Source organism: Pseudomonas caspiana (genome assembly GCF_040224095.2).
In the GTDB taxonomy this organism is placed as follows: Bacteria; Pseudomonadota; Gammaproteobacteria; order Pseudomonadales; family Pseudomonadaceae; genus Aquipseudomonas; species Aquipseudomonas caspiana.
On record NZ_CP167995.1, the window covers coordinates 5,155,626 to 5,180,015 of the forward strand.

The window sequence follows — 24,390 nt, forward strand, 5'->3', positions numbered from 1 at the left end:
CCCTCGCTCAACTGTGTTTATGCAAGAACGCGATCGCTAAACAAGGTAACGGATTTCAGCCACCTGAAACGACGCCGCCCGTCCATTTTTCAATGGCCGGGCGGCGGCGGTTTGAAGCTTTGTAAGCAGCGCTGATCAGTGCTTGGTGACCTTGTCCAGATACCCCATGGCAAATGCCGAAACAACAAAGGTCATGTGGATGATCACGTACCACATCAGGTATTGCGGCTCGATGTTCTTGGCGTCCATGAACACCCGCAACAGGTGAATCGAAGAGATCGCCACGATGGAGGCTGCCACTTTCATCTTCAGCGAAGAAGAATCCATGGTCCCCAGCCAGTTGAGCTTCTCTTTACCTTCATCGATATCCAGCTGCGACACGAAGTTTTCGTAGCCAGAGATCATCACCATTACCAGCAGGCCACCCACCAGCGCCATGTCGATCAGGGACAGCAGAACCAGAATCAGGTCAGCCTCGGCCAACGCAAACACGTTAGGCAGAACGTGAAAGATCTCCTGGAAGAACTTCAGCACCAGTGCCAGCAAACCCAGGGACAGACCGAAATACAGAGGGGCCAGCAGCCAGCGCGAGGCGTACATGGCATTTTCGACAAAACGTTCCATTTGAACTCACAGATGCGTGGAAATGCCGGCGAGTATACCAGTCGCCCAACGATTCGCAGAATGTGACCTAAAGCCACGCATGAGAGATTAAACGCAGAAGTCGACGAAACCACTGCTGCCCTCCACATCGACCATGTGAATCGCAAGGTAACGTCGTAACGCAGGTTACAGCGGGCTAGAACGGGGAAGAACGCTGAGCCTTGGAGACATCGCCATTGATACGGCGTAACTCGCTCTGCAGGTGCAGACTCCAGATGGGCATATCATCGACGGCTTCATAACCGCTTGAAGTCAGACTCTCGGCGATGGCCAGCATCACCGATTCGGCAGCAGGGGCTCCGGGAAACGGCCCTTGTGTCTTGATTGCCGACGGTTGTTCCCCGGTCATTCCAGCAGCGAACAGCAACGTCCACATGCCATTGTCGCCAGAAAGGGGGCGTATCACACACTCGATTCGGGTCATGAGACCCAGGCATTGGCGGGTAAGGCAGAGGCTGCGCGACATGGCGAGCTCCTCGTTGGCTACGGTATTCGCCGCACTAAAAGTGCTGTAAGGCGCGTCAGTCCCTTTGACAACCGTGGTACCGAGACAGAATAGAAGAAAAGCTGAATTGGGAAAGTTGAGGGGATGAACGGCGAGTCCGTGAGCCCGCTATCAGACCCTGTACGAGCTCATTGAGGTTACGAGGCCAGCAATAGCGTTCCGTCTGACAAACCGCGATCGCTGCCGTCGTTACCTCCGGCAACTCCTACAGAACAGGCCTGACAGAGACCCTGTAGGAGCCCTCGGAGTTTACGACGGTCGCGATGGCGGTGTATCAGGCAAACCGCGATCGCTGGCCTCGTAACCTCGGTGAGCTCCTACAGGTCCGTGCTTGCGTTTAAGCTTTGAGTTCTGGCGCCAGTTGCGCTGGCTCCTTCTCCAGCTCTTCCCTCAGGTCATCATCGCTGAGCATTTCGGCGATGTCCCGCAGACGCTCGACGACCCGAGCGTTGACGCTGCCCTCAGGGAATTCGCCCTTCTCATCCGGTTCGCCAGCGGGTTCGCCCACCAGCAAGCTCAAGGCTTCATCTGCCTGACGCACCGCATAGACGTGGAACTGACCGGCGCGCACCGCCTGCAGTACACGTTCATCAAGCATCAGTGTCGCCACGTTGGCTTGCGGGATAATTGCCCCCTGCTCACCCGTCAGACCTCGGGCCTCACAGAGTCGGAAGAAGCCTTCGATCTTCTCGTTGACCCCACCCACCGCCTGCACTTCACCGAACTGGTTAATCGAACCGGTGATAGCGAAGCACTGCTTGAGCGGCGTTTTCGACAAGGCCGAAATCAGCGTGCACGCCTCGCCCAGCGACGCACTGTCGCCATCCACGTAACCGTAGGATTGCTCCAGCGCGATACTTGCGGAAATCGCCAACGGGAATTCCTGCGCGTACCGGCTCCCCAGATATCCGGTGAGAATCATCACACCCTTGGAGTGGATCGGCTGACCGAGGTTAACCTCACGTTCGATGTCGACAATGCCGCTGCCACCCGGATAGACCGTGGCGGAAATACGCGCTGGCACACCAAAGGCCGAATCACCGACTTCCAGCACGGTCAGGCCGTTGCACTTGCCGACCGCAGCCCCGTCGGTGTCGATCAGAATGATGCCAGCCATCATGTCGTCGAGGATTCGCGCTGACACACGCCCGGTACGCGTGGCCTTGGCCTTGAGCGCCCGTTCGATATGGCCCGCGTCGGTCTGCTCATCGTTAGCCAGTTGGCGAATGAAATCCGCCTCGCTGACCAATTGGAACAAATCGCCGATTCGCGCCGACAGACGTCCCTGATGCTCCGCCAGGCGAGCGCTGTAGGTCGCAAGGCGCGCAACAGCATCGGCCGTCAGCGGCGCCATGCCTTCTTCCGAAGTACGGGTTTTCAGCAACTGAGCGAACTGCTCCAGGGTTTCGTCGTACATCGGGATGTCTTCGTCGAAATCCACCAGCACCCGGAACATCTCCTGGAAGTCCGGATCCAGGTCTTGCAGGGTGTAATACAGCGACCGCGCACCGATGATGATCACTTTGACCTGCAACGGAATGACTTGCGGGGTCAGGCTGACCGTGGCCAGACGCCCCATTTCACCCAGCGGCGACTCCATTTTCAGCTTGCGCGATTGCAGGGCGCGCTTCAGAGCGTCCCAGACAAACGGCTCGCTGAGCATTTTCTCCGCTTCGAGAATCAGGAAACCGCCGTTGGCGCGATGCAACGCACCGGGTCGCAACTGACGATAAGTGGTGTAAAGCGCGCCTTGATCGGTGCTGTATTCGATGCGGCCAAACAGGTTGTCGTAAGTCGGATGTGGCTCGAACACGACAGGCGCACCACCGCTAGCCGAGTGACCTACCACCAGACTCGGGCTGTATTGCTCTTCAAGCAGCTTGCGCGCCTGAGCATCAGTCTTGCTGTCGTCGACCAGTTGCTCGACCACAGTTTTCAGCAGGTAAACCTGCATCGCCTGTAAATACGCACAGACCGCAGCGTTTTCCGCGTACTGCTCAGACAGTGGCGCCAGCAACGGTTGCAGCGCCAGGGTGATGGTCTCTTCGTTAAGCTGACGTAGTTGATTGCTGGACTCGCGCTTCCACTGCGGCAGGCTGGCTAGTTCCTCGTTCAGGCGCTCTTCAAGCCCCGAAATGTCTTCATGGAACCGCTCGCGATCAGCTTCCGGGAGTTGCGAAAACTCGGCTTCGTCCAGCGCCTTGCCCTCCAGCATCGGGGTAAAGGCAATGTTGGTGCTGTCCCGGTATAACGCGATGTCTTTTTCCAGCGCCAGACGTTCGATCACGTCCAGTGCCTTGTCGTAACGCTGATTGAAAGCGCGGTCGATAGCGCTTTTCTTTTGCTGGTAGGACGGATGCTCGAAAACGGCCGGGAAAGTCGCCAGCAGGTTATCGATCAAGCCGCCAATATCCGTGATGAACTGATGCGCGCTGCCCGGTGGCAACTCCAGCGCACGAGGCTCGCGGGGCTCGTCGAAATGGTTGACATAAACCCAGTCGCTCGGGGTTTGCAGGCGCTTGCCTTCGGCCTTGAGGTAACGCTTCACAAACGAGAAACGCCCGGTACCGGGCTCGCCCATGACAAACACGTTGTAACCCGGGCGCGGCATGGCCACACCAAATTGCAGGGCTTCTACTGCTCGTTCCTGGCCGAGCACACCGCGGAAAGGCTCCAGATCATTGGTCGTCGAAAAGCTGAACTGTTCAGCGGAAAAAGGACGCGTCAGCGCTTCAGGCGCAAGACGCAGGCTGGCAGCAACAGTATCGGGCATCGGGCATCCTTACATCAGGCGGGGCAGATGGCGGCATTCTGGCGCTCGCTGGACTCGACTTGCAAGACAGGAAAAAACTCAAGTCGTCACAACTCCCGCGGTACGCTGGCCAGAGCGTTATATCAATGCGTTTTTTTGATGAACATTTTGTAATAAAAGGCGGAACCCTTGGATAACGCCTAAGCTCCAACCTTGGCGCACCAGACATTTAACGCTGGACGCCTTGGCGCAACTGAAGCCATGAACCCTGACCCTTGGTTGAATATAAAGAGAATAAAGCTATGAAACGGATTCTTCTTGGTAGTCTCTTCGCAGCTGTTTCCATCAACGCTATGGCCCAGGCTCCAGGTGGCCCGGATTGCGGCTGGGGCAACATGTTGTTCGAAGGTCAACGCGGTACTCCCGCTCATTTCCTCGCATCAACCACTAACGGTACTTCGGGTAACGCCACTTTCGGCATGACCTCGGGCACCAATGGCTGCTCCACCAACAGCGCCCTGACCTATGGCGGTAAATCCTGGATTGCCATGAACGGCATGATGGACGAGCTCTCAAAGGACATGGCAATGGGTCAAGGCGAAGCACTGACCACTTACGCGGTCGTGCTGGGCGTTGCACCGGAAGACCGTGCGCATTTCGCCGCTGTCACCCACGAGCACTTCAACCAGATTTTCAGCAAGGCAGACGCCACCGCTGAAGACGTTCACACCAATACCCTCGACGTGCTGAAAAACGATCCAACCCTGGCCAAGTACGCTACCCAGGCATAAGCTCGTTGCGCCCGCCCTTCCACTCGGAGGGCGGGCTTTTTGTTGCGTTGACGCGTCTGCTGCCTGATTGCCCCCTGACCTGAATAGTTGCTTTATATGCTCAAACGCCTTGTGTATCTGGCGCTCTGCGTCTGCACCCCGCTGTCCGCCGCGCAACACGCGAGCGATGAACGTTTGCAGCAACTGGCCAATGAGCCGTTCTGGATTTCACTGGGGCATTACGAGACTGCGAAGCTCGGTGGCTGGCGCAGCTATGTCGACGACCCAAAATTCTTTCTCTCGGCCAACGGTGAACACGACCCGAAGGCCGAGCTGAGCGCGACCCTTGATGCCCTCTATGCCCCGGCAAGCGCAGGTGAGAAACACGCCCAGTGTGTTTACCCGGCACGGACTCGCTGGCTGAAGGATCAATTGCAACTCAAAGACCTGCCAGCCGTTGAGTGCAAGGAGTTCACTCAGTGGTTCAAGGACGTTGCGCCCGATAGCGCAGTGATGATCTTCCCCGCCGCTTACCTGAATAGCCCGTCGTCCATGTTTGGCCATACGCTGTTGCGCATCGATCAGGCTGACGTCAAGACCAACAACACCGCCCTGCTCAGCTATGCGATCAACTTCGGCGCTTACATCGAAGGTATGGACAACAGCATCCTGTACGCGTGGAAAGGTTTGGCGGGCGGCTACCCCGGCCTGTTCGCACTGGTGCCCTATCAGGAAAAACTGTCGGAATATCGCAGCCTGGAAAACCGTGACCTTTGGGAATACCACCTCAACCTGACCCCGGAAGAAACCGGGCGCATGGTGGAGCACGTTTGGGAACTCAAGCAGATCCGTTTCGGCTACTTCTTCTTCGACGAAAACTGCTCCTATCGCCTGCTGGAACTGCTGCAGGTTGCGCGCCCCGGCTTGAAACTGACCGAGCAATTCCCGCTGACCGCCATCCCCACCGATACCGTCAAAGCCGTTAAAGCCGCGGGCCTTGTCGACAAGATCGACTACCGCCCTTCCCGCGAGCGCGAGCTGCTGGAGCGTGCCAAACCGCTGAACAGCACTGAGCAGCAATGGGTACTGGACGTCAGTGCCGATCAGAAGCAACTGCAAAACCCTGAATACCTTGCGCAACCCAAAGAACGCCGTGCGTTGATTCAGGATGCCGCGTATCGCCTGGAGCGCTACCGCGCCAACGGTCAGGAACGTGATGCCGGACGCGCTCAGCGTAGTTTTGAGCTGCTGCGGGCAATCAATCAGAATCCGCCGCCAGCGCTGGACATCGAACGCCCCGGTTTACCGGAGGACGGTCATGAGTCCCGGACATGGCAGGCTGGCGTCGGCACCCGAGATGACAAGGCCTTCGCCGAGTACGGGCTGCGCATGGCGTATCACGACCTCAATGACAATGCCTATGGCTTCCCACTGGGGGCGCAGATCGAAATCCTGCAACTCAAGCTGCGCCAGTACGAAGGCAATCACTGGCAGTTACAGCAACTGGATCTGGCGACGATTCGTTCGCTGACCCCGCGCAATGCGCTGCTGCAACCTTGGTCGTGGCAAGTGACGGGTGGTCTGGAACGAGTGCTCGGCAAACACGGCGACGAGACGCTGGTTTCCCACGTGAACGGCGGCGCCGGTGGCACATGGCAGTTGGGCGACGATGTGCTGGGCTTTGCACTGGGTACGGTTCGGGTAGAACACAACAATGATTTTGCCGAGTTCATCTCACCGGCTGCCGGTTTCAACACCGGTATTTTGTGGCGTAATCCAGTCGGAAATCTGAGCCTGGAGACCAAGGGCGATTACTTCACCAATGGCGAAGTCCGCCGCAGTATCAGCCTCAACCAGCAGTGGGAGTTGTCACGCAATCTCGGTCTGCGCCTGAGCGCCCAGCGGGAATTCAGCCAAATGAGCTCCCCGCAGAACGAAGTGATGCTTGAGGTGAAGTGGTATCACTATTGATTCACAAGCTGCGCGAATACTTGTAGAAGCTGCCGAAGGCTGCGAAAGCGTTCATCCTGACACGCCCCCATCGCAGCCTTCGGCGGCTCCTACAGGTGACAGGGTCCTCGCGATATTCAACGAAACTTATCCCCCGCTGCCACGGCCCAACCTTCATTAGAGGAGAAAAGCCATGAGCCGCGCCTTCGTCAACGAAGACAATGCCGCTGCAGATGCAGACCAGCCGGTCGAGCGCCTGATCAGTGAGCAACCCAATTACGTCACTGCCAGCGGTCTGGAGCATTTACAGCACCGCGTTGCAGAACTTCAAGCCAGGCACAGTGAAATCGCTGCGCGGGATGAGGACAACGACAAACAACTGCTGGCTGACCTCGAACGCGACCTTCGCTACTTCAACCAGCGCCTGCAAAGTGCGCAGGTAGTCGCCCCGGCCATTTCAAAGGAGAAGGTTCAGATCGGCAGTTGGGTGACGTACGTGGATGAAGAAAACACAAAACACCGCGTGCATCTGGTGGGCGAAGATCAAGCAGACGCAACGGCGGGCTTAATTAATTGGGCTTCGCCGCTGGGCCGTGCCTTGATTGGCGCGCAGTTGGGCGATGAAGTGCTGTGGAAGCGTCCGGCTGGGGATCAGGATATCGAGATTGTTCTGATTGAACCGGATGTCTAGGTACGCCCCCCGGTAGGAGCGAACTTGTTCGCGAGACAGGCGACCGGATGTGTGAGGCGCATCGCCTCGCGAACAAGTTCGCTCCTACCAGCGTCCGCCAAAAAAAACGGAGCCCGAAGGCTCCGTTTTTTGTACCACCTGAATATCAGGCCAGTTTCTTGTGGCGTACCCGGTGTGGCTGGGCCGCAGCATCGCCAAGACGCTTCTTGCGGTCAGCTTCGTACTCGGTGTAGTTACCTTCGAAGAACACCGCTTGCGAGTCATCTTCATAAGCGAGGATGTGGGTCGCAACCCGGTCCAGGAACCACCGATCGTGAGAAATCACAATGGCGGCGCCAGGGAAGTCCAGCAGTGCTTCTTCCAGCGAACGCAGGGTTTCCACGTCGAGGTCGTTGGACGGTTCGTCGAGCAGCAAGACGTTGCCGCCTTCCTTCAGGGTCAGCGCCAGGTGCAAGCGACCACGCTCACCGCCAGAGAGATCCTTGACGAACTTCTGCTGATCGCCGCCCTTGAAGTTGAAGCGGCCGACATAGGTGCGCGACGGGATTTCATAGTTGCCGATACGGATCTGGTCGGAACCGTCGGAAATCTGCTGGAACACCGTCTTGCTGCCATCCAGGTCGTCACGACTCTGGTCAACACAGGCCAGTTGCACGGTCTCACCGATCTCGATGCTGCCAGAATCCGGTTGTTCCTTGCCCATCAGCATGCGGAACAGCGTCGATTTACCGGCACCGTTACCACCGATCACGCCCACAATCGCGCCTTTTGGCATGGCGAACGACAGGTTGTCGATCAACACGCGATCGCCGTAACCCTTGCTGACGTTCTTGAACTCGATGACCTTGTCACCCAGGCGAGGACCTGCCGGGATGTAGATCTCGTTGGTTTCGCTGCGCTTCTGGAATTCCTGCGATTGCATTTCTTCGAAGCGTTGCAGACGAGCCTTGGATTTGGACTGGCGCGCCTTGGCACCTTTACGAACCCATTCCAGCTCCTCTTTCATTGCCTTTTCATGGGCCGACTGTTGCTTGGATTCCTGGGCCAGACGATCGGACTTGGCTTCAAGCCAGCCCGAATAGTTGCCCTCGTAAGGAATGCCAGCGCCGCGGTCGAGTTCCAGAATCCAGCCAGCGACGTTATCCAGGAAGTACCGGTCGTGCGTAATCGCAACCACGGTGCCCGGGAAGTCGTGCAGGAAATGTTCAAGCCAGGCGACCGAATCGGCGTCCAGGTGGTTAGTCGGTTCGTCGAGCAGCAGCATGTCCGGGGCAGACAACAGCAAGCGGCACAAGGCCACACGACGCTTCTCACCACCGGACAGCACTTCAACCTTCGCATCCCATGCTGGCAAACGCAGCGCATCGGCGGCGACTTCCAGCTGGCGGTCCAGGTTATGGCCGTCAGCGGCTTGCAGGATGGCTTCCAGCTTTGCTTGCTCGGCAGCCAGCTTGTCGAAGTCGGCGTCCGGGTCTGCATATTCTGCATACACTTCATCAAGACGCGCCTGAGCGTTCTTGATCACGCTGACCGCTTCCTCAACCACTTCACGCACGGTCTTGGTCGGATCCAGCTGTGGCTCTTGCGGCAGATAGCCAATGTTCAGCTCAGGCATCGGGCGCGCTTCGCCGTCGAATTCGGTATCGACACCCGCCATGATTTTCAGAAGAGTGGATTTACCCGAACCGTTCAGACCGAGCACGCCGATCTTGGCTCCCGGGAAAAACGACAGGGAAATATTTTTGAGAATTTCCCGCTTCGGCGGCACAACTTTGCTCAGCCGATGCATGGTGAAGACGTATTGGGCCATGGGATGAAAACCTGGGTTTATGACTGTTGAATAAAGACGCGAGCTTGGCGCTCCGACGTAAAAAAGCTTTTATTTGTCGCCGGCACTTGCCGCTGGACGGTTCCACGCCTTGAATTATCTACATCGCAGGATGTGAGCGCCGTGGAACTGGATCAAAGTTTGCAAGCAGTGGAGTCACTCATGCAGAAGTCGGCAGAGGCTGCGCGTTGGGCAAAGCTACCCGAATGCAGGCTTGAGGGCAAACCGTCTGAACCAACAGGGCTGGCACTTAGCCACAACTCAGGGCAAGCTAGCCGCCCTTTGGGCGTGCAGCTTATAGTGCGCCCGGCGCTCACCGACGCAGCGATAACCGTAATCTATCAAATAGCCTGTTCAGTTCAGTAGTCAGGATCAATGTTGCCAACATCAGCACACTCGTCTCCATCGAGCGCCAACAGGGGCGTACCCGCTATGCCGTTGCGCGGGTCATTAAAAGGTGTGCTGGCAGCATTGGTGTTGTTAATGCTTGCATTGATCCTGTGGCAACTGATCGATCAGTTTCAACAGACTCAGGATCGCCAACGCCAGCGCAGCCTTGATTACAGCGTGCAACTGGCCGACCGGCTGAGCCTTAATATGGAGCTCAGCGCGCAGATTGCGCTCAACCTCCTGAGCAACACCAGCCAGCAAGAGCCACAAAGCCCGGAGCAGGAAACACGTCTGCTGACCAATTTGCGTCAATCCCTGCCCTCGCTGCGCAGTGTTGCGTGGCTGGACGCTACCGGAAAAGTGACAACCGATAGCATGGATACGTCGACCGACGCGCTGTTTCTCAAACAGACGCTGCAGCAGGCTATGGGCCGGCCTTACTACTACGACAACAATGATGACGGTTCACAGGTCTATCTGCTGATCCGTTACCCCGCTGAGAACGATCAGAAATACTGGGCCTTGCGTCTGGCGCCGGACGTACTGAAGCCCCTGACGCGACAGGCCCGTCAAGGTTTCAATCCTCTTTGGCGCCTGGAAAACCGTTCCACCGATCGCCTGCTGTTCCGCGATACCACCATCCGGAATGAGCCGGTGGTCAGCAGTATTGGCGAAGTCGAGAGCGTGTTGCTCCAACCCCTGATCAACAGCAACTGGCAGTTACGCGGCCTGTTCGATGTCAGCACGGCTCGAGAACAACTGCTCGGGCCGCTGATAGGAAAATGTGTGGTGGGTCTGTTCCTTTCGATCCTGCCGCTGCTGGCCCTGCTTAGTCTACGTCGCCGTCAACGCCAGTTGCATGAAAGCAGACGCCGCTACCAGGACATATTCGAAGGTGCTGGCGTAGCGATCTGTGTGCTGGATATGTCCGCCCTGCCTGGTTACCTCGAAACCTTGCAAATCGAGACCGGTGAAGACCTGGACGCACTGCTCAAGGCGCAGCCCGGGCAGTTGAATGCACTCCTGCACAAAATACGCATCACTGAAGTCAATCAGGTCGCACTGAGCCTGCTCAATGTTCAATCCAGTGAGCAGGCCTGGCAGTACTTGATCGAAGGCTGTCAGCGCGGTCGGCAAGGTATTGGCCAAGCGTTGATTCATGGCCTGCTTTCCAAAAAGGATCAACTGGAGATCGAAATCCGCCTGACTCAGGATCGCGGTGAAGATCAGCACCTGTGGCTGGTATTGCGACTGCCTGAAGACCGCGAAGACCTCAATGCCGTTATTCTGAGTATTGGCGACATCACCAGTCGCAAGCGGATCGAGCTGTCGCAGCAGGAGCGTGAAGGGTTCTGGTCGAATGTGGTCCGCACCGTACCCGACCATCTGTATGTCCAGGACGTTCTGAGCCAGCGGATGATCTATAGCAACCACAACCTGGGCCAGACACTTGGCTACAGCAGAACCGAACTGCTGCGCATGGGCGAGTTTTTCTGGGAAATGCTGCTGCACCCCGATGACGCCAAAAGCTATCAGGACATGCGATTACGCCAACGCCACCGGGGCCATAGCGAACTCCTGCAATGCCAACTGCGCTTTCGTGCCCGCGATGATAAATGGCGACGTTTCGATATCCGTGAGCAAGCGCTTTCCAGGGATCTTGATGATCAGGTCACACGCATTATTGGCGTCGCCAAAGACATCACCGAGCAACTGGAAGCCAGTGAATCCCTGCGTGACAGCGAACAGCGCTACCGCATGCTGGCCGAAAGTATCAGCGACGTAATCTTCTCCACCGACAGCAAACTCACGCCCAACTATGTCAGCCCTTCAGTGCAGAGCGTACTGGGCTACAGTGCCGAGTGGATTCTCAAGCATGGCTGGAAATCCACCGTCGCCAATCCGCAGCAACTGGCCGGCGTATACGGGCTGATGGAGCGCATCCGCAAGGTGCTGAAAAAGCCGGAAGCACTGGCAGCCCTGCGCTATGAAATTCCGACCCAGTTATTCCTGTTCGACTGCCTGCGCGCCGATGGACGAAAAATCCCCATTGAATTGCGACTGGTGCTGGTCTGGGACGATCAAGGCACCTTCGAAGGCATTCTCGGCGTCGGCCGCGACATCAGCCAGCAACGTCGGGCTGAAAAAGACCTGCGCATGGCCGCGACCGTATTCGAGCACTCGACATCTGCGATCCTGATTACAGACCCTGCGGGCTATATCGTACAAACCAACGAAGCGTTCAGCCGGGTGAGCGGTTACGAAGCAGCTCAAGTGCTTGACCAGTTGCCGACCATGCTGACCGTCGACAACCAGCAGGAAGCGCACCTGCGCTACATCGTCAAACAGCTGAATCAGCACAGCAGTTGGGAAGGCGAAGTCTGGCTCAAGCGTCGCAATGAAGAACATTACCCCGCGTGGGTTGGCATTACCGCAGTACTGGATGACGAAGGTGATCTGGCCAGCTACGTGTGCTTCTTTACCGACATCAGCGAACGCAAGGCGAGTGAGCAGCGCATCCATCGTCTGGCTTATTACGACGCCCTTACTCACCTGCCCAACCGCTCGCTGTTCCAGGACCGCCTGCACTCGGCGCTGCAACAGGCAGAGCGGCAAAATGCATGGGTTGTGTTGATGTTCCTCGATCTGGACCGTTTCAAGCCGATCAACGACTCCCTCGGGCACGCGGCCGGTGATCGCATGCTCAAGGAAATGGCCACACGCCTGCTGGCTTGCGTGGCCGATGACGATACGGTCGCGCGGATGGGTGGCGACGAGTTCACCTTGCTGCTACAACCGAGTCCGACCCGCGAACTGGCCCTGAACCGTGCCATTCATGTTGCCGAGCAGATCCTTAACAGTCTGGTGACGCCATTCGTCCTTGAAGGTCGAGAATTCTTCGTGACCGCCAGTATCGGCATCGCTCTCAGCCCTCAGGACGGCAACGAGCTGAGCCAGTTGATGAAAAACGCCGACACCGCGATGTATCACGCCAAGGAAAACGGCAAAAACAACTTCCAGTTCTATCAGGCCGACATGAACGCCTCAGCGTTGGAGCGCCTGGAGCTGGAGAGCGATTTGCGTCACGCCCTGGAACAGCAGGAATTCACCCTGTTCTACCAACCGCAGTTCAGCGGCGACGGCAAACGCCTGACCGGAGCCGAAGCTCTTTTGCGCTGGCGCCATCCGCGCCGCGGGCTGGTCTCGCCCAACGAGTTCATTCCGGTCCTTGAAGAACTGGGGCTGGTGGTGGAAGTCGGCGACTGGGTGCTGACCGAAGCTTGCCGCCAGCTCAAGGCATGGCATAAGGCCAAGGTCCGTGTCCCCAAGGTCTCGGTCAACATCTCTGCACGGCAATTCGCCGACGGTCAGCTAGGTAACCGGATTGCCAATATTCTTCAGGAAACCGGTCTGTCACCGGCCTGCCTTGAGCTGGAATTGACCGAAAGTATTCTGATGCGTGAAGTGGGCGTGGCGATGCATATCCTCGACGGCCTCAAGCGTCTGGGCCTGAGCATCGCGGTAGACGACTTCGGCACCGGTTATTCGTCGCTGAACTACCTCAAGCAGTTCCCTATCGACATCCTCAAGATTGACCGCACCTTCGTTGACGGCCTGCCCTCCGGTGAGCAGGACGCACAGATCGCGCGCGCCATTATCGCCATGGCACACAGCTTGAATCTAGCGGTAATTGCCGAGGGCGTCGAAACGCACGAGCAGCTTGAGTTCCTCCGCGAGCATGGCTGTGACGAAGTGCAAGGCTACCTGTTCGGCCGCCCGATGCCGCCCAGCCGGTTCGAAGCGCAGTACAGTGATAACGCGCTGTTCATGTTTGACTGACCTGGAATGCTTCTGTGGGAGCGAGGCTTGCCCGCGATAAGGCTAGACGCGATCTAAAGTGAATCGGATCCAGCCTTAACGCGCGCAAGCCTCACTGCCACATGGAAATCGCAATTCTATTCAATAGGTGCGGCGCTTCAGATGAACACCACTTGTCCAGCACATGACTGCCTTTCATATGCCAGATAAAAGCCAATGAGTTAGAATGCCCCCCTTTTCTGCCCCGATCCTTGAGGACCGCCATGTTCAGCCGTGATTTGACTCTCGCCAAGTACGACTCCGATCTCTTCGCCGCGATGGAGCAAGAAGCCCTGCGCCAGGAAGAGCACATCGAGCTGATCGCTTCGGAAAACTACACCAGCCCAGCGGTGATGGAAGCTCAGGGTTCGGTCCTGACCAACAAATACGCTGAAGGCTATCCAGGCAAGCGTTACTACGGTGGCTGCGAATACGTCGACGTGGTTGAGCAACTGGCCATCGACCGCGCCAAAGAACTGTTCGGCGCTGACTACGCCAACGTTCAGCCGCACGCTGGTTCGCAAGCCAACAGCGCGGTTTATCTGGCTCTGCTGCAAGGTGGCGACACCATTCTGGGCATGAGCCTGGCCCACGGCGGTCACCTGACCCACGGCGCCAGCGTCAGCTCGTCGGGCAAGCTGTACAACGCTGTTCAGTACGGCATCGACGCCAATGGCATGATCGACTACGACGAAGTCGAGCGTCTGGCCGTTGAACACAAACCAAAAATGATCGTGGCCGGTTTCTCTGCCTATTCGCAGATCCTCGACTTCCCGCGCTTCCGCGCTATCGCTGACAAGGTTGGCGCATACCTGTTCGTCGACATGGCTCACGTAGCCGGTCTGGTTGCTGCTGGCGTTTACCCGAACCCGGTGCCTTTCGCTGACGTCGTGACCACCACCACGCACAAAACCCTGCGCGGTCCACGTGGCGGCCTGATCCTCGCTCGCGCCAACGCCGATATCGAGAAAAAGCTGAACTCTGCTGTGTTCCCAGGCGCCCAGGGCGGCCCGCTTGAGCACGTCATCGCCGCCAAGGCCGTGTGCTTCAAGGAAGCGCTGCAGCCTGAGTTCAAGGCTTACCAGCAACAAGTCGTGAAAAACGCCAAGGCCATGGCCGGTGTATTCATCGAGCGCGGTTTCGACGTGGTTTCCGGCGGTACTGAAAACCACCTGTTCCTGCTCTCGCTGATCAAGCAGGACATCTCCGGTAAAGACGCAGACGCTGCCCTGGGTCGCGCCTTCATCACCGTGAACAAGAACTCCGTACCTAACGACCCACGCTCCCCGTTCGTCACTTCCGGCCTGCGCTTCGGTACACCGGCAGTCACCACTCGCGGCTTCAAAGAGGCAGAGTGCAAAGAACTGGCAACCTGGATCTGCGACATCCTTGCGGACCTGAACAACGAAGCCGTGATCGATGCAGTACGTGAAAAAGTAAAAGCCATCTGCGCCCGACTGCCGGTATACGGCGCTTAATCAGCCCCGTTTGCAGCAGTAACAAAAAGCCCGGCTTTTAAGCCGGGCTTTTTGTGGGCGCCGTATTTGATCTGAAACGCTGCATTGCAATCAACATCGGACCTGTAGGAGTGAGCTTGCTCGCGATAGCGGCCTGTCAGCCGATTATTTTGTGACTGATAGAACGCTATCGCGAGCAAGCTCACTCCTACAGGGATACTGTTCAGCCTGCGACTTTGGCAAACCCCGCCCGGATCTTCTCCTCCGGCAGTTCATCGGCAATGAACACAATCACGCTTTCGCGCTTCTCGCCTTCCTCCCATTCGGTATCCCAGTCAAAGCCATACAGCTTCAGCACGCCCTGAAACACCATACGCTTGGGCTCCCCCGCAATATTCAACACGCCTTTGTAGCGCAACAGCTGTTGCCCATGTTCTTCAAGCAATTCGTTCATGAACTCGCTGAGCTTCTCGATATCCAGCGGTTCGTCGGTACGTAGGACGAGGCTGGAGATACGGTCAATGGCGTTACCGGCCGGGGCCAGCGGACGCAAAGTCATGCCGCCGCCCAAGTCGGCGTTCAGGTTAAAGCCTCGTACATCCAGCAATTCAGCCAGATCAATCTGGCCATGCTCGACCACACGAATCGGTGCGCGGCGGTTGATACGGGTCAGTCGAGCGCTGAGGGCGTCGAATGTGGCGTCGTCCACCAGATCACGCTTGCTCACCAACAGACGGTCGGCAAAACCAATCTGTGCCTGGGCGATGGTCTGGGCCAGATGCGTGTCGGCATTCGCAGCGTCGACCAAGGTGATGATGCCGTCGAGGATGTAGCGCTCGCGCAACTCTTCATCGATGAAAAAGGTCTGCGCGACAGGTGCCGGATCGGCCAGGCCAGTGCATTCGATCACCAGACGATCAAACGCGATCTCGCCGCTGTCCAGCCGCTCCAGCAGCAGAAACAGGGCTTTGGTCAGGTCGGTGTGGATGGTGCAGCAGACGCAGCCATTGGAGAGGGTCATGACTTGCACAGGTTCGGCGCCCAGCAATTGGGTATCGATACCGGCATCACTGAATTCGTTTTCGATCACGGCGATTTTCAGGCCGTGCTCAGTCTTGAGCAGATGACGCAGCAACGTGGTCTTGCCCGCGCCGAGGAAGCCGCTGAGGACAGTGACGGGGATGGGTTGCGGGGTGGTCATGGATGCTCCTGTCATTTCAAACTACACAAAACAGTGTGGGAGCGGTGCTTGCCCGCGATAAGCCCAACCCAGTCTCGAATACCGGTTTGGGCTAATCGCGGGCAAGCACCGCTCCCACAGGTTAACGCCTTCTGTTAATCAACTATTAACAGCATTTAGGCCCACCCTTGCCGCCATAACGGGCTTCCTGGCGTTCCCGGAAGAACGTTTCGTAATCCATCATCGGCTTGTCAGGGTGTTTGACCTGCATATGCGCGACGTAATTGTCATAGTCAGGCATGCCCACCATCAGACGCGCTGCCTGACCGAGGTATTTCCCGAGGCGACTCAGGTCGTTGAACATATGCAGATCCTCGCGTCTTTCAAACGTTGGTCGGAGTCGTCAACGCCTGGAAAGGCGCTTCTTTATCCGTACGCTCTTTGTTGCCCCATGCCGCGACGCCGACTTTCAGCGCGTAGAATAGGATGCTGAACACCACGAACAGGAACAGAATCGTCAGCGTCGCGTTGGTGTACGCGTTGAAGATCACGTGCTGCATCTGGTCCATGGACTTGGCCGGGGCCAGAATCTGACCTGCGTCAGCCGCTGTGCTGTATTTCTTGGCCAAGGCCAGGAAACCAACAGCCGGGTTGCTATCGAACAGCTTGATGAAGCCCGCTGTCACGGTGCAGATCAAGAGCCAGGTCGCAGGCAGCATGGTCACCCAGATGTAGCGTTGGCGTTTCATTTTGATCAGCACAACAGTTGCCAGCATCAGAGCGATACCTGCCAGCATCTGGTTAGAGATACCGAACAGCGGCCACAAGGTGTTGATGCCACCCAGTGGGTCGATCACGCCTTGATACAGCAAGTACCCCCACAGCGCCACGCAACCACCGGTGCCGATGGCGTTGGCCGTCCAGGATTCAGTGCGTTTCAGGGCTGGCACGAAGCTGCCGAGCAGGTCTTGCAGCATGAAGCGACCGGCACGAGTACCGGCGTCAACCGCCGTCAGAATAAACAGCGCTTCAAACAGAATTGCGAAGTGGTACCAGAACGCCATGGTGCTAGCACCCGGCAAGGCCTGGTGCAGGATCTGTGCGATACCCACCGCCAGAGTCGGCGCACCGCCGGCACGGGCCAGAACGGTGTTTTCACCGATGTCCTTGGCAACCGCTGTCAGTTGCTCAGGCGTGATAGCGAAGCCCCAGTTGGTGATCGTGGCCGCTACTGTCACAACATCACTGCCCACTACTGCAGCAGGGCTGTTCATGGCGAAGTAGATACCAGGCTCGATGACCGACGCTGCAACCATGGCCATGATTGCCACGAAGGACTCCATAAGCATGCCGCCGTAACCGATGTAACGGGCGTTGGTTTCGTTATCCAGCAGCTTCGGCGTGGTCCCGGAAGAAATCAGCGCATGGAAACCGGACACCGCACCACAAGCAATGGTGATGAACAGGAACGGGAACAGTGTGCCTTTCCAGACTGGACCGGTGCCGTCAGTGAACTGAGTCAACGCAGGCATTTTCAGCTCAGGCGCGAGGACCAGAATGCCGATGGCCAAAGCGACGATGGTGCCGATTTTCAGGAAGGTCGACAGATAGTCACGCGGTGCCAGCAGCAGCCAGACCGGCAGCATGGCAGCGACAAAACCGTAACCGACCAGCATCCAGGTGATCTGCACGCCGGTAAAGGTGAACAGCGGCGCCCATTCAGGGCTGGCAGCGATGTGCCCACCGGCCCAGATCGAGAGCAGCAACAGCACCACGCCGATGACGGAGATTTCCCCGATGCGACCCGGCCGGATGTAGCGCATGTAGATGCCCATGAACATCGCGGTCGGGATGGTCGCCATGACCGTGAACATCCCCCAAGGGCTTTCAGCCAGCGCTTTAACCACAATCAGCGCCAGCACCGCGAGGATGATGATCATGATCAGGAAGCAGCCGAACAGCGCGATAGTGCCAGGGATACGGCCCATTTCCTCACGCACCATGTCGCCCAGCGAGCGACCGTTACGGCGTGTGGACAGGAACAGGATCATGAAATCCTGTACCGCGCCGGCGAGAACCACACCGGCAATGAGCCAGAGCGTGCCGGGCAGATAGCCCATTTGCGCAGCCAGTACTGGCCCGACCAGAGGTCCGGCGCCAGCAATAGCGGCAAAGTGGTGACCGAAAAGAATGTGTTTGTTGGTCGGCACGTAGTCCAGACCATCATTGTTGACCACTGCTGGAGTTGCCCGCAGCGGATCGAGTTGCATCACGTGACGGGCAATGAACAAACTGTAATAACGATAGGCGACCAGGTAGATGGCGACCGCAGCGACCACGATCCACAAGGCGTTGATTGCTTCCCCGCGGCGCAAGGCCACGACCCCAAGGGCACATGCCCCGATAATTGCAACGATCAGCCAAGGCACATGGCGCATGAGGCTATTATTATTTTTCATTTTTTGTATTCCAGCAGATGACTGAAAGGCCAGCTACGCGAGTTTAGCTCTGCCACAGCGAAAGGCCACCCCCACTATGGTCTAGAGCCTAAAAGATCCGATAAGACAGATTTGCTCTTCACCTGCTCATTGAAAAGACCGGGCAGCAAGTACCCTTCAGCGCAGGGGAAATGTAAATCCGGTTATGAAAACTATCCGGAAATCGCGATCGGGACTATCGTCGTTACAGGCGACGCCTTGAATGGCGTTGAACCGCTGACTGTAAGTCAGACGATTCCAAGAGAAGTGATTCGATGACCGACTCCAACGATGACCGCCGCCGCTTCAAACGCATCGCCTTCGATGCGAAAACCACGCTCAGCCAGGGCGACCGCAACTGGCAGGTCCAGCTTGTCGATTTATCCCTCAAAGGCATGCTTATTGAGCGCCCTACCCCTTGGCAGGCCGATACCGGACAGGCCTTCCACGCCGACATCAAGTTAAGCAATGAAGTGCATGTGCAAATGGACGTACGCCTGACCCACGATGACAACGGCCAGTTGGGGTTTGTCTGTGAGCAGATCACCCTGGACTCCATTAGCCATCTGCGCAGGCTGGTTGAACTGAACCTGGCTGATCATGATGAGCTGGAGCGGGAGCTGGCAGCGTTGATTGAGGTGTAAGGATACGCATGGTTTTTAACTGTAGGAGCGCGCTTGCCCGCGATGACGGTATTTCAGACGCAGGGGTTGTATCTGATGCACTGGCCTGATCGCGGGCAAGCGGGCTCCTACAAGGCCTCTCGAACGTTACTCAAACAACGCATCCAGCGCCTGTTCCAGCCGTGTTACCGCAATAATCTGCAATCCCGGTGGCGCTTCTTTCGGGGCGTTGCCTTTGGGCACGATCGCCCGTTTGAAACCGTGCTTGGCCGCTTCCTTGAGCCGCTCCTGGCCGCTCGGCACCGGGCGGACTTCGCCGGACAGCCCGACCTCGCCAAACACCAACAAATCATGAGGCAGAGGACGGTTGCGCAAACTGGACATGACCGCCGCCATCAATGCCAGATCCGAAGCGGTTTCCAGGACTTTGACGCCACCCACCACGTTGAGGAAAACATCCTGATCGTGAGTAGGAATACCGCCGTGACGGTGCAGGACCGCCAGCAGCATCGCCAGACGATTCTGATCCAGCCCCAACGTCACGCGACGCGGATTGGACATGTGGCTGTCGTCAACCAACGCCTGAACCTCCACCAGCATCGGCCGCGTGCCTTCCCAGGTCGCCATGACCACGCTTCCCGGGACTTCTTCCTGAGCGCGAGTCAGAAAGATCGCCGAGGGATTGGAGACTTCTTTCAGCCCCTTGTCCGTCATGCCGAATACACCCAGCTCGTTGACCGCACCGAAGCGGTTCTTCACCGCGCGCAGCAATCGCAGACGACCGTCGGATTCGCCCTCGAAGTACAGAACCGTATCGACCATGTGCTCAAGCACTCGCGGTCCCGCCAATGCGCCCTCTTTAGTGACATGGCCTACCAGAAAGATCGCTGTACCGCTTTGCTTGGCATAACGCACCAGCAAGGCCGCACTTTCCCGGACTTGCGAAACGCCGCCCGGAGCGGATTGCAGTTGTTCGGTGAAAATCGTCTGGATCGAGTCGATCACCATCACCTTGGGCTTTTCGACCTTGGCGGTGGCAATAATGTTTTCGATACAGGTTTCAGTCATGACCTGCAGCTTGTCCTGAGGCAGCCCCAGACGACGGGCGCGCATCGCGACTTGCTGCTGGGATTCTTCGCCGGTGACGTACAAAGCGGGCATGCGCTCGGCAATGTTGCATAGCGTCTGCAGAAGGATGGTTGATTTGCCTATCCCCGGATCACCGCCGATCAGCACCACCGAGCCATCAACCAGGCCGCCGCCCAATACCCGGTCCAACTCGGCCGAGTTAGTGGAGAACCTTGGGATCTCCTCGACGCTGACCTCAGCCAGTGTACGGATCTGGGTCTGCTGCCCGGTCCAGCCGGAGCGCCCGCTCGGAGGCGCAGCGCTGCCGCTTTCCAGCACGGTTTCAACCAGTGTGTTCCAGGCACCGCATTCGCTGCACTGCCCGGCCCACTTGGGAAAGGTTGCGCCGCACTCAGTGCAGCCATACAAACGTTTGGCCTTGGCCATGACAACCCCGTCGGTAAAAGTTGGCAATCATAACGCAGCTGCCGCCAGCGCGTCGGTAAGCATGTGGCGCTGTCTTTTTGAGGAATTTCATAAAACTTCGTCAGAAAAGCCCGGTCGATTGCAGGGTGCCCAGCGCAACGCGTGCAGCTGACATACACTGCACTGGACAAATCTCATCAGTTACAAGGAATGACCCATGAGCGTACTAAGCGAGTTCAAAGCCTTTGCCGTCAAAGGTAACGTGGTCGATATGGCCGTCGGTATCATCATTGGTGCGGCATTCGGCAAGATCGTTTCGTCGTTCGTCGGCGATGTCATCATGCCGCCTCTCGGGCTGCTGATCGGCGGTGTGGACTTCAGTGATCTTGCCGTCATCCTCAGACCAGCAGAAGGCGCGGCCCCTGCGGTAGTGCTGGCTTACGGCAAGTTCATCCAGACGGTTATCGACTTCATCATTGTCGCATTCGCCATCTTCATGGGCGTGAAAGCGATCAATCGCCTCAAGCGCGAAGAAGCCAAGGCACCCACCCTGCCACCGACGCCAACCAAGCAGGAACTGCTGCTGGGTGAGATTCGTGACCTGTTGAAAGAACAGCACCAGCCGTCGGCACCGATTACCGTGGATCCGAAGCATCCGGGCTGACAGGAATAGCTGACTCGCTTTGTGGGAGCGGTGCTTGCCCGCGAAAAGAACGCCGCGATTTTTCAGTTAAATCACCGTGACTTATCACGGGCAAGCGCCACTCCCAGAGGAAACAGCGTCCAGCTCTAACCCTGTTACCAATAATTCTCGACAACCACCTGCCCCGGCCGCCGTGTCAGGTTCAAATTCATGTCGCGGGCCTTGAGCATCGCTCGGGTGTCTTCGATCATTTGTGGATTGCCGCAAATCATCACTCGCGAGTGCTCAGGGTTCAGCGGCAGGCCTGTAGCGCGCTCCAGCTCACCGTTTTCAATCAACTGGGTAATACGGCCATTCAACGCGCCAGGGACTTGTTCGCGAGTCACCACCGGGACGTAGATCAGCTTGTCGGCATATTCAGCCAGATACTCACGCTCAGTCAGCCCGGCAATCAGCGGTTGATACGCCAACTCTTTCGCCTCACGGGCGCTGTATACCAGGACGATACGTTCAAATTTCTCCCACACCTCGAAATCCTGCAGGATCGACAAGAACGGCGCGACGCCTGTCCCTGTGGATAACAACCAGAGATCACGGCCGTCGGTAAATCTGTCCACAGTCAGATACCCCGTCGCCAGCCTTTCGATCAGCAGCGTGTCCCCCTCACGCAAGCGGCTCAGCTCGCTGGTGAATTCGCCACCCGGCACCACAATAGAGAAGAACTCGAGAAACTCATCATGAGGCGAGGAAACCATTGAATAGGCACGCCAAACGATGGTGCCGTCAGGCTTGGTGACACCCAGACGCGCGAACTGCCCGGCGGTAAAGCGAAAGCCTGGATCACGGCTGGTGCGCAGCGTGAACAGGCTCGGGGTCAACGGCGTGACGTTGAGCAGCGTCTGACGGGTGTACTTTTCTTCACTGGCGGTCATGGTCGATCCTGACTCCTGCACGTAAATCCGAGATGCCCAGTGTCCCGCAAAGCGCTGTGGATAAACACCGCTGGTTTGTAGTGACATCCGTAATGTCTACGACACGCCTGTTAGATCATTTGCCTCTTGAGGGTATAGCCACTCCGGCGATTGAAATCACCTGACCCGTCTACGTCCGCCCCTGCAAGGATTCGTTCATTCGCCAACTGAACTTGGGGACAAAACGCCAGCACTCCATCTGTCTGCGATGCCGCCGCTTTGAGTTTTCGCGACGCAATGTTCCCTACACTTAGGAACAAGAACAACGGACACGATCTGAACGACATGGAGGTGAAAAATGGGGACCCAATCTCTAGAGGTCCTGCACAGTTTCGGCATGAAGAAGCTGACTGCCAGGGAAATCGAAATACTGAAATGGACTGCTGAAGGAAAAACAGCGGGAGATATCGCCATTATTCTGAGCATGAAGGAGCGCACCGTGCATTTTCATGTAGCCAATGCAGTGCAGAAGATGGGGGCGTGTAACAAGACCTCGGCAGTGGTCCAGGCTGCACTTAGCGGAATGTTTTAACTAACGACGCAAGGACAGGTGCCAAGAGGCAAAAAGCACGTAAAATCACACGCTTTCGCTAGCCCACCGCTTCAAGGGCTCAAGTGACCAATCGTCGATTGCCCAGAGTTTTGCCGCCCATGCCGTTGCTTGTTACTCCGCTCGCCCAGCTTGACCTCATTCGCCAACCGGAACAGCAAGACGAACCGCTGCAGGCTTTCGACGCTGCTGATGAGTATCTGCTCAATTACGTCGCGGAGCGTGGCCTGACACTGCAAAGCAAAGTGCTGGTGCTCAACGACAGCTTTGGTGCGCTGGCGGCCAGCCTTGCCCAGCATGCGACGGTCACCAGCAGTACCGATTCATATCTGGCCGCCCACGGCTTGCAGAAAAATCTGGTCCGCAACGGCATGGCTTACGACGCAGTCACTTTGGTTCCAGCCAGTGAAGCCATTGTCGGCCCGTTCGACTGGGTGCTGATTCGCGTTCCGAAAACCCTCGCGCTGCTAGAGGAGCAGTTGATCCGGCTTCAGGGTCAACTCGCACCTGAGGCCCAGATAGTCGCAGCCGCGATGGTCAAACATCTGCCTCGCTCAGCCGGTGACTTACTCGAGGAGTATGTTGGCCCTGTCAGCGCCTCACTTGCCGTGAAAAAAGCCAGGCTGCTGTTCGCAACACCACAACCAAAAGAAGTGGTCCGTTCGCCCTACCCGACCCGTTATACGCTGGACGAGCCGGCCATCGAACTGGTGAATCACGCCAACGTATTCTGCCGTGAGGGTCTGGACATCGGGACTCGCGCATTCTTGCCGCATCTGCCGAAAAACCTGGGCACCGCACGAGTTGCCGACCTCGGTTGTGGCAACGGCGTATTGGCAATTGCCAGCGCTTTGGCAAATCCTCAGGCGCAGTACACGCTGGTTGATGAGTCGTATATGGCGGTGCAGTCAGCGGAGCAGAACTGGCGCACCGCATTGGGCGAACGAGAAGTGGTGCTGCGTGCCGATGACGGTCTGGCGGGTCAGGAACCTGACTCCCTCGACGTAGTGCTGTGCAATCCGCCGTTCCACCAGCAGCAAGTCGTCGGTGATTTTTTAGCCTGGCGCATGTTTCAGCAAGCCCGTGCTGCGCTCGTGCCGGGCGGCGCGCTCTATGTGGTGGGCAACCGTCATTTGGGTTATCACACCAAACTGGCGCGCCTGTTTCGCGGCGTAGAGCAAGTAGCGGCCACGCCGAAGTTTGTGATTCTTAAAGCGCGCAAGTAATAACTCCAAGCCTAAACCATACCCTGTAGGAGCTGCCGTAGGCTGCGAACGCGTTTTGTCTGATAAACCGCAGTTCGCAGCCTTCGGCAGCTCCTACAGGATCAATATCGGGATGGCAAAAAAAACCCTCCAGAGGAGGGTTATAAAACCGCGTCGATGGGACGCGGGATGGGATTTGTAATCAGTGGGTCGTCAGACCCGCAGCGTTCATGAACAGTCGCAGTACGCTAGCGACGATGAACAGTGCAAATACGCTTGCTGCCCAGATACCGGCCAGCCATGCCAGACGTTGCCATAACGGCTTCTTCAACGCCGGGTCTTGCTCATCATGAAAAGATTCTTTGCCAGACATCGCCAGTCTC

At 57.3% G+C, this 24,390-nt stretch carries 19 protein-coding genes; 9 read left to right on the plus strand and 10 right to left on the minus strand.

Features of this window, described 5'->3' with window-relative positions:
• Nucleotides 1-135 precede the first annotated feature (135 nt).
• The 3 genes from ABRP31_RS23435 to ABRP31_RS23445 form a co-directional block, all read right to left on the minus strand.
• Nucleotides 136-624 carry a TIGR00645 family protein gene (locus tag ABRP31_RS23435; protein ID WP_027901846.1) on the minus strand — a complete coding sequence of 163 codons (489 nt, stop codon included), beginning with the start codon at nucleotides 622-624 and terminating at the stop codon, nucleotides 136-138.
• A 175-nt stretch (nucleotides 625-799) separates the two neighbouring features.
• Entirely contained in the window at nucleotides 800-1,129 is a 330-nt protein-coding gene (locus ABRP31_RS23440; RefSeq protein ID WP_087272669.1) for a hypothetical protein, read from the minus strand.
• 376 nt (nucleotides 1,130-1,505) lie between these two features.
• On the minus strand, nucleotides 1,506-3,941 hold the full coding sequence (locus tag ABRP31_RS23445; protein ID WP_087272666.1) for a Lon protease family protein: 2,436 nt from the start codon (nucleotides 3,939-3,941) through the stop codon (nucleotides 1,506-1,508).
• Nucleotides 3,942-4,222: 281 nt separating this feature from the next.
• On the opposite strand from ABRP31_RS23445, the gene ABRP31_RS23450 reads away from it, so the two are divergent.
• The 3 genes from ABRP31_RS23450 (at nucleotide 4,223) to ABRP31_RS23460 (ending at nucleotide 7,331) form a co-directional block, all read left to right on the plus strand.
• Nucleotides 4,223-4,711: a DUF3015 domain-containing protein gene (locus ABRP31_RS23450; RefSeq protein WP_027901843.1), complete on the plus strand. Its 489-nt coding sequence runs from the start codon at nucleotides 4,223-4,225 to the stop codon at nucleotides 4,709-4,711.
• Between the two features lie 96 nt (nucleotides 4,712-4,807).
• Nucleotides 4,808-6,661 carry a DUF4105 domain-containing protein gene (locus tag ABRP31_RS23455; RefSeq protein WP_349972575.1) on the plus strand — a complete coding sequence of 618 codons (1,854 nt, stop codon included), beginning with the start codon at nucleotides 4,808-4,810 and terminating at the stop codon, nucleotides 6,659-6,661.
• A gap of 172 nt (nucleotides 6,662-6,833) precedes the next feature.
• Nucleotides 6,834-7,331, plus strand: a complete 498-nt coding sequence (locus ABRP31_RS23460; RefSeq protein WP_087272659.1) for a GreA/GreB family elongation factor — start codon at nucleotides 6,834-6,836, stop codon at nucleotides 7,329-7,331.
• Between the two features lie 145 nt (nucleotides 7,332-7,476).
• On the opposite strand, the gene ettA is transcribed toward ABRP31_RS23460, so the two are convergent.
• Nucleotides 7,477-9,141, minus strand: coding sequence for an energy-dependent translational throttle protein EttA (gene ettA, locus ABRP31_RS23465; RefSeq protein ID WP_032627371.1), 1,665 nt, complete (start codon nucleotides 9,139-9,141; stop codon nucleotides 7,477-7,479).
• Between the two features lie 450 nt (nucleotides 9,142-9,591).
• On the opposite strand from ettA, the gene ABRP31_RS23470 reads away from it, so the two are divergent.
• Nucleotides 9,592-13,389, plus strand: a complete 3,798-nt coding sequence (locus ABRP31_RS23470) for an EAL domain-containing protein (protein ID WP_349972574.1) — start codon at nucleotides 9,592-9,594, stop codon at nucleotides 13,387-13,389.
• 242 nt (nucleotides 13,390-13,631) lie between these two features.
• Nucleotides 13,632-14,885, plus strand: a complete 1,254-nt coding sequence (gene glyA, locus ABRP31_RS23475; protein ID WP_099271024.1) for a serine hydroxymethyltransferase — start codon at nucleotides 13,632-13,634, stop codon at nucleotides 14,883-14,885.
• 202 nt (nucleotides 14,886-15,087) lie between these two features.
• Here glyA and yjiA read toward each other — a convergent pair whose 3' ends face one another.
• The 3 genes from yjiA to ABRP31_RS23490 form a co-directional block, all read right to left on the minus strand.
• Complete coding sequence (yjiA, locus tag ABRP31_RS23480) at nucleotides 15,088-16,065, minus strand: GTPase (RefSeq protein ID WP_349972573.1); 978 nt, start codon at nucleotides 16,063-16,065, stop codon at nucleotides 15,088-15,090.
• Nucleotides 16,066-16,210: 145 nt separating this feature from the next.
• Nucleotides 16,211-16,408, minus strand: a complete 198-nt coding sequence (locus tag ABRP31_RS23485) for a YbdD/YjiX family protein (protein ID WP_027902281.1) — start codon at nucleotides 16,406-16,408, stop codon at nucleotides 16,211-16,213.
• Between the two features lie 19 nt (nucleotides 16,409-16,427).
• A complete protein-coding gene (locus tag ABRP31_RS23490; RefSeq protein WP_349972572.1) occupies nucleotides 16,428-18,503 on the minus strand; it encodes a carbon starvation CstA family protein in 2,076 nt (691 codons plus the stop codon).
• Nucleotides 18,504-18,796: 293 nt separating this feature from the next.
• Here ABRP31_RS23490 and ABRP31_RS23495 point away from each other — a divergent pair, with 293 nt between their 5' ends.
• Nucleotides 18,797-19,165: a PilZ domain-containing protein gene (locus ABRP31_RS23495; RefSeq protein ID WP_349972571.1), complete on the plus strand. Its 369-nt coding sequence runs from the start codon at nucleotides 18,797-18,799 to the stop codon at nucleotides 19,163-19,165.
• 126 nt (nucleotides 19,166-19,291) lie between these two features.
• Here the strand turns inward: ABRP31_RS23495 and radA are convergent, their stop codons facing one another.
• The gene (gene radA, locus ABRP31_RS23500; protein ID WP_087272641.1) at nucleotides 19,292-20,659 is read right to left on the minus strand and encodes a DNA repair protein RadA; all 1,368 of its coding nucleotides are present in this window, start codon (nucleotides 20,657-20,659) and stop codon (nucleotides 19,292-19,294) included.
• 196 nt (nucleotides 20,660-20,855) lie between these two features.
• On the opposite strand from radA, the gene mscL reads away from it, so the two are divergent.
• Entirely contained in the window at nucleotides 20,856-21,302 is a 447-nt protein-coding gene (gene mscL / locus ABRP31_RS23505) for a large-conductance mechanosensitive channel protein MscL (RefSeq protein ID WP_349972570.1), read from the plus strand.
• 134 nt (nucleotides 21,303-21,436) lie between these two features.
• Here mscL and ABRP31_RS23510 read toward each other — a convergent pair whose 3' ends face one another.
• Nucleotides 21,437-22,213: a ferredoxin--NADP reductase gene (locus ABRP31_RS23510; protein WP_349972569.1), complete on the minus strand. Its 777-nt coding sequence runs from the start codon at nucleotides 22,211-22,213 to the stop codon at nucleotides 21,437-21,439.
• A 376-nt stretch (nucleotides 22,214-22,589) separates the two neighbouring features.
• Between ABRP31_RS23510 and ABRP31_RS23515 the strand changes: the two genes are divergently transcribed.
• Both ABRP31_RS23515 and ABRP31_RS23520 read left to right on the plus strand, forming a co-directional pair.
• Nucleotides 22,590-22,784 (plus strand): LuxR C-terminal-related transcriptional regulator, encoded by a 195-nt coding sequence (locus tag ABRP31_RS23515; RefSeq protein ID WP_238599619.1) that lies wholly within the window; start codon nucleotides 22,590-22,592, stop codon nucleotides 22,782-22,784.
• 119 nt (nucleotides 22,785-22,903) lie between these two features.
• Complete coding sequence (locus ABRP31_RS23520; RefSeq protein ID WP_349972568.1) at nucleotides 22,904-24,028, plus strand: methyltransferase; 1,125 nt, start codon at nucleotides 22,904-22,906, stop codon at nucleotides 24,026-24,028.
• Nucleotides 24,029-24,209: 181 nt separating this feature from the next.
• On the opposite strand, the gene ABRP31_RS23525 is transcribed toward ABRP31_RS23520, so the two are convergent.
• Nucleotides 24,210-24,380, minus strand: coding sequence for a DUF2474 domain-containing protein (locus ABRP31_RS23525; protein ID WP_087272625.1), 171 nt, complete (start codon nucleotides 24,378-24,380; stop codon nucleotides 24,210-24,212).
• Between the last annotated feature and the right edge of the window lie 10 nt (nucleotides 24,381-24,390).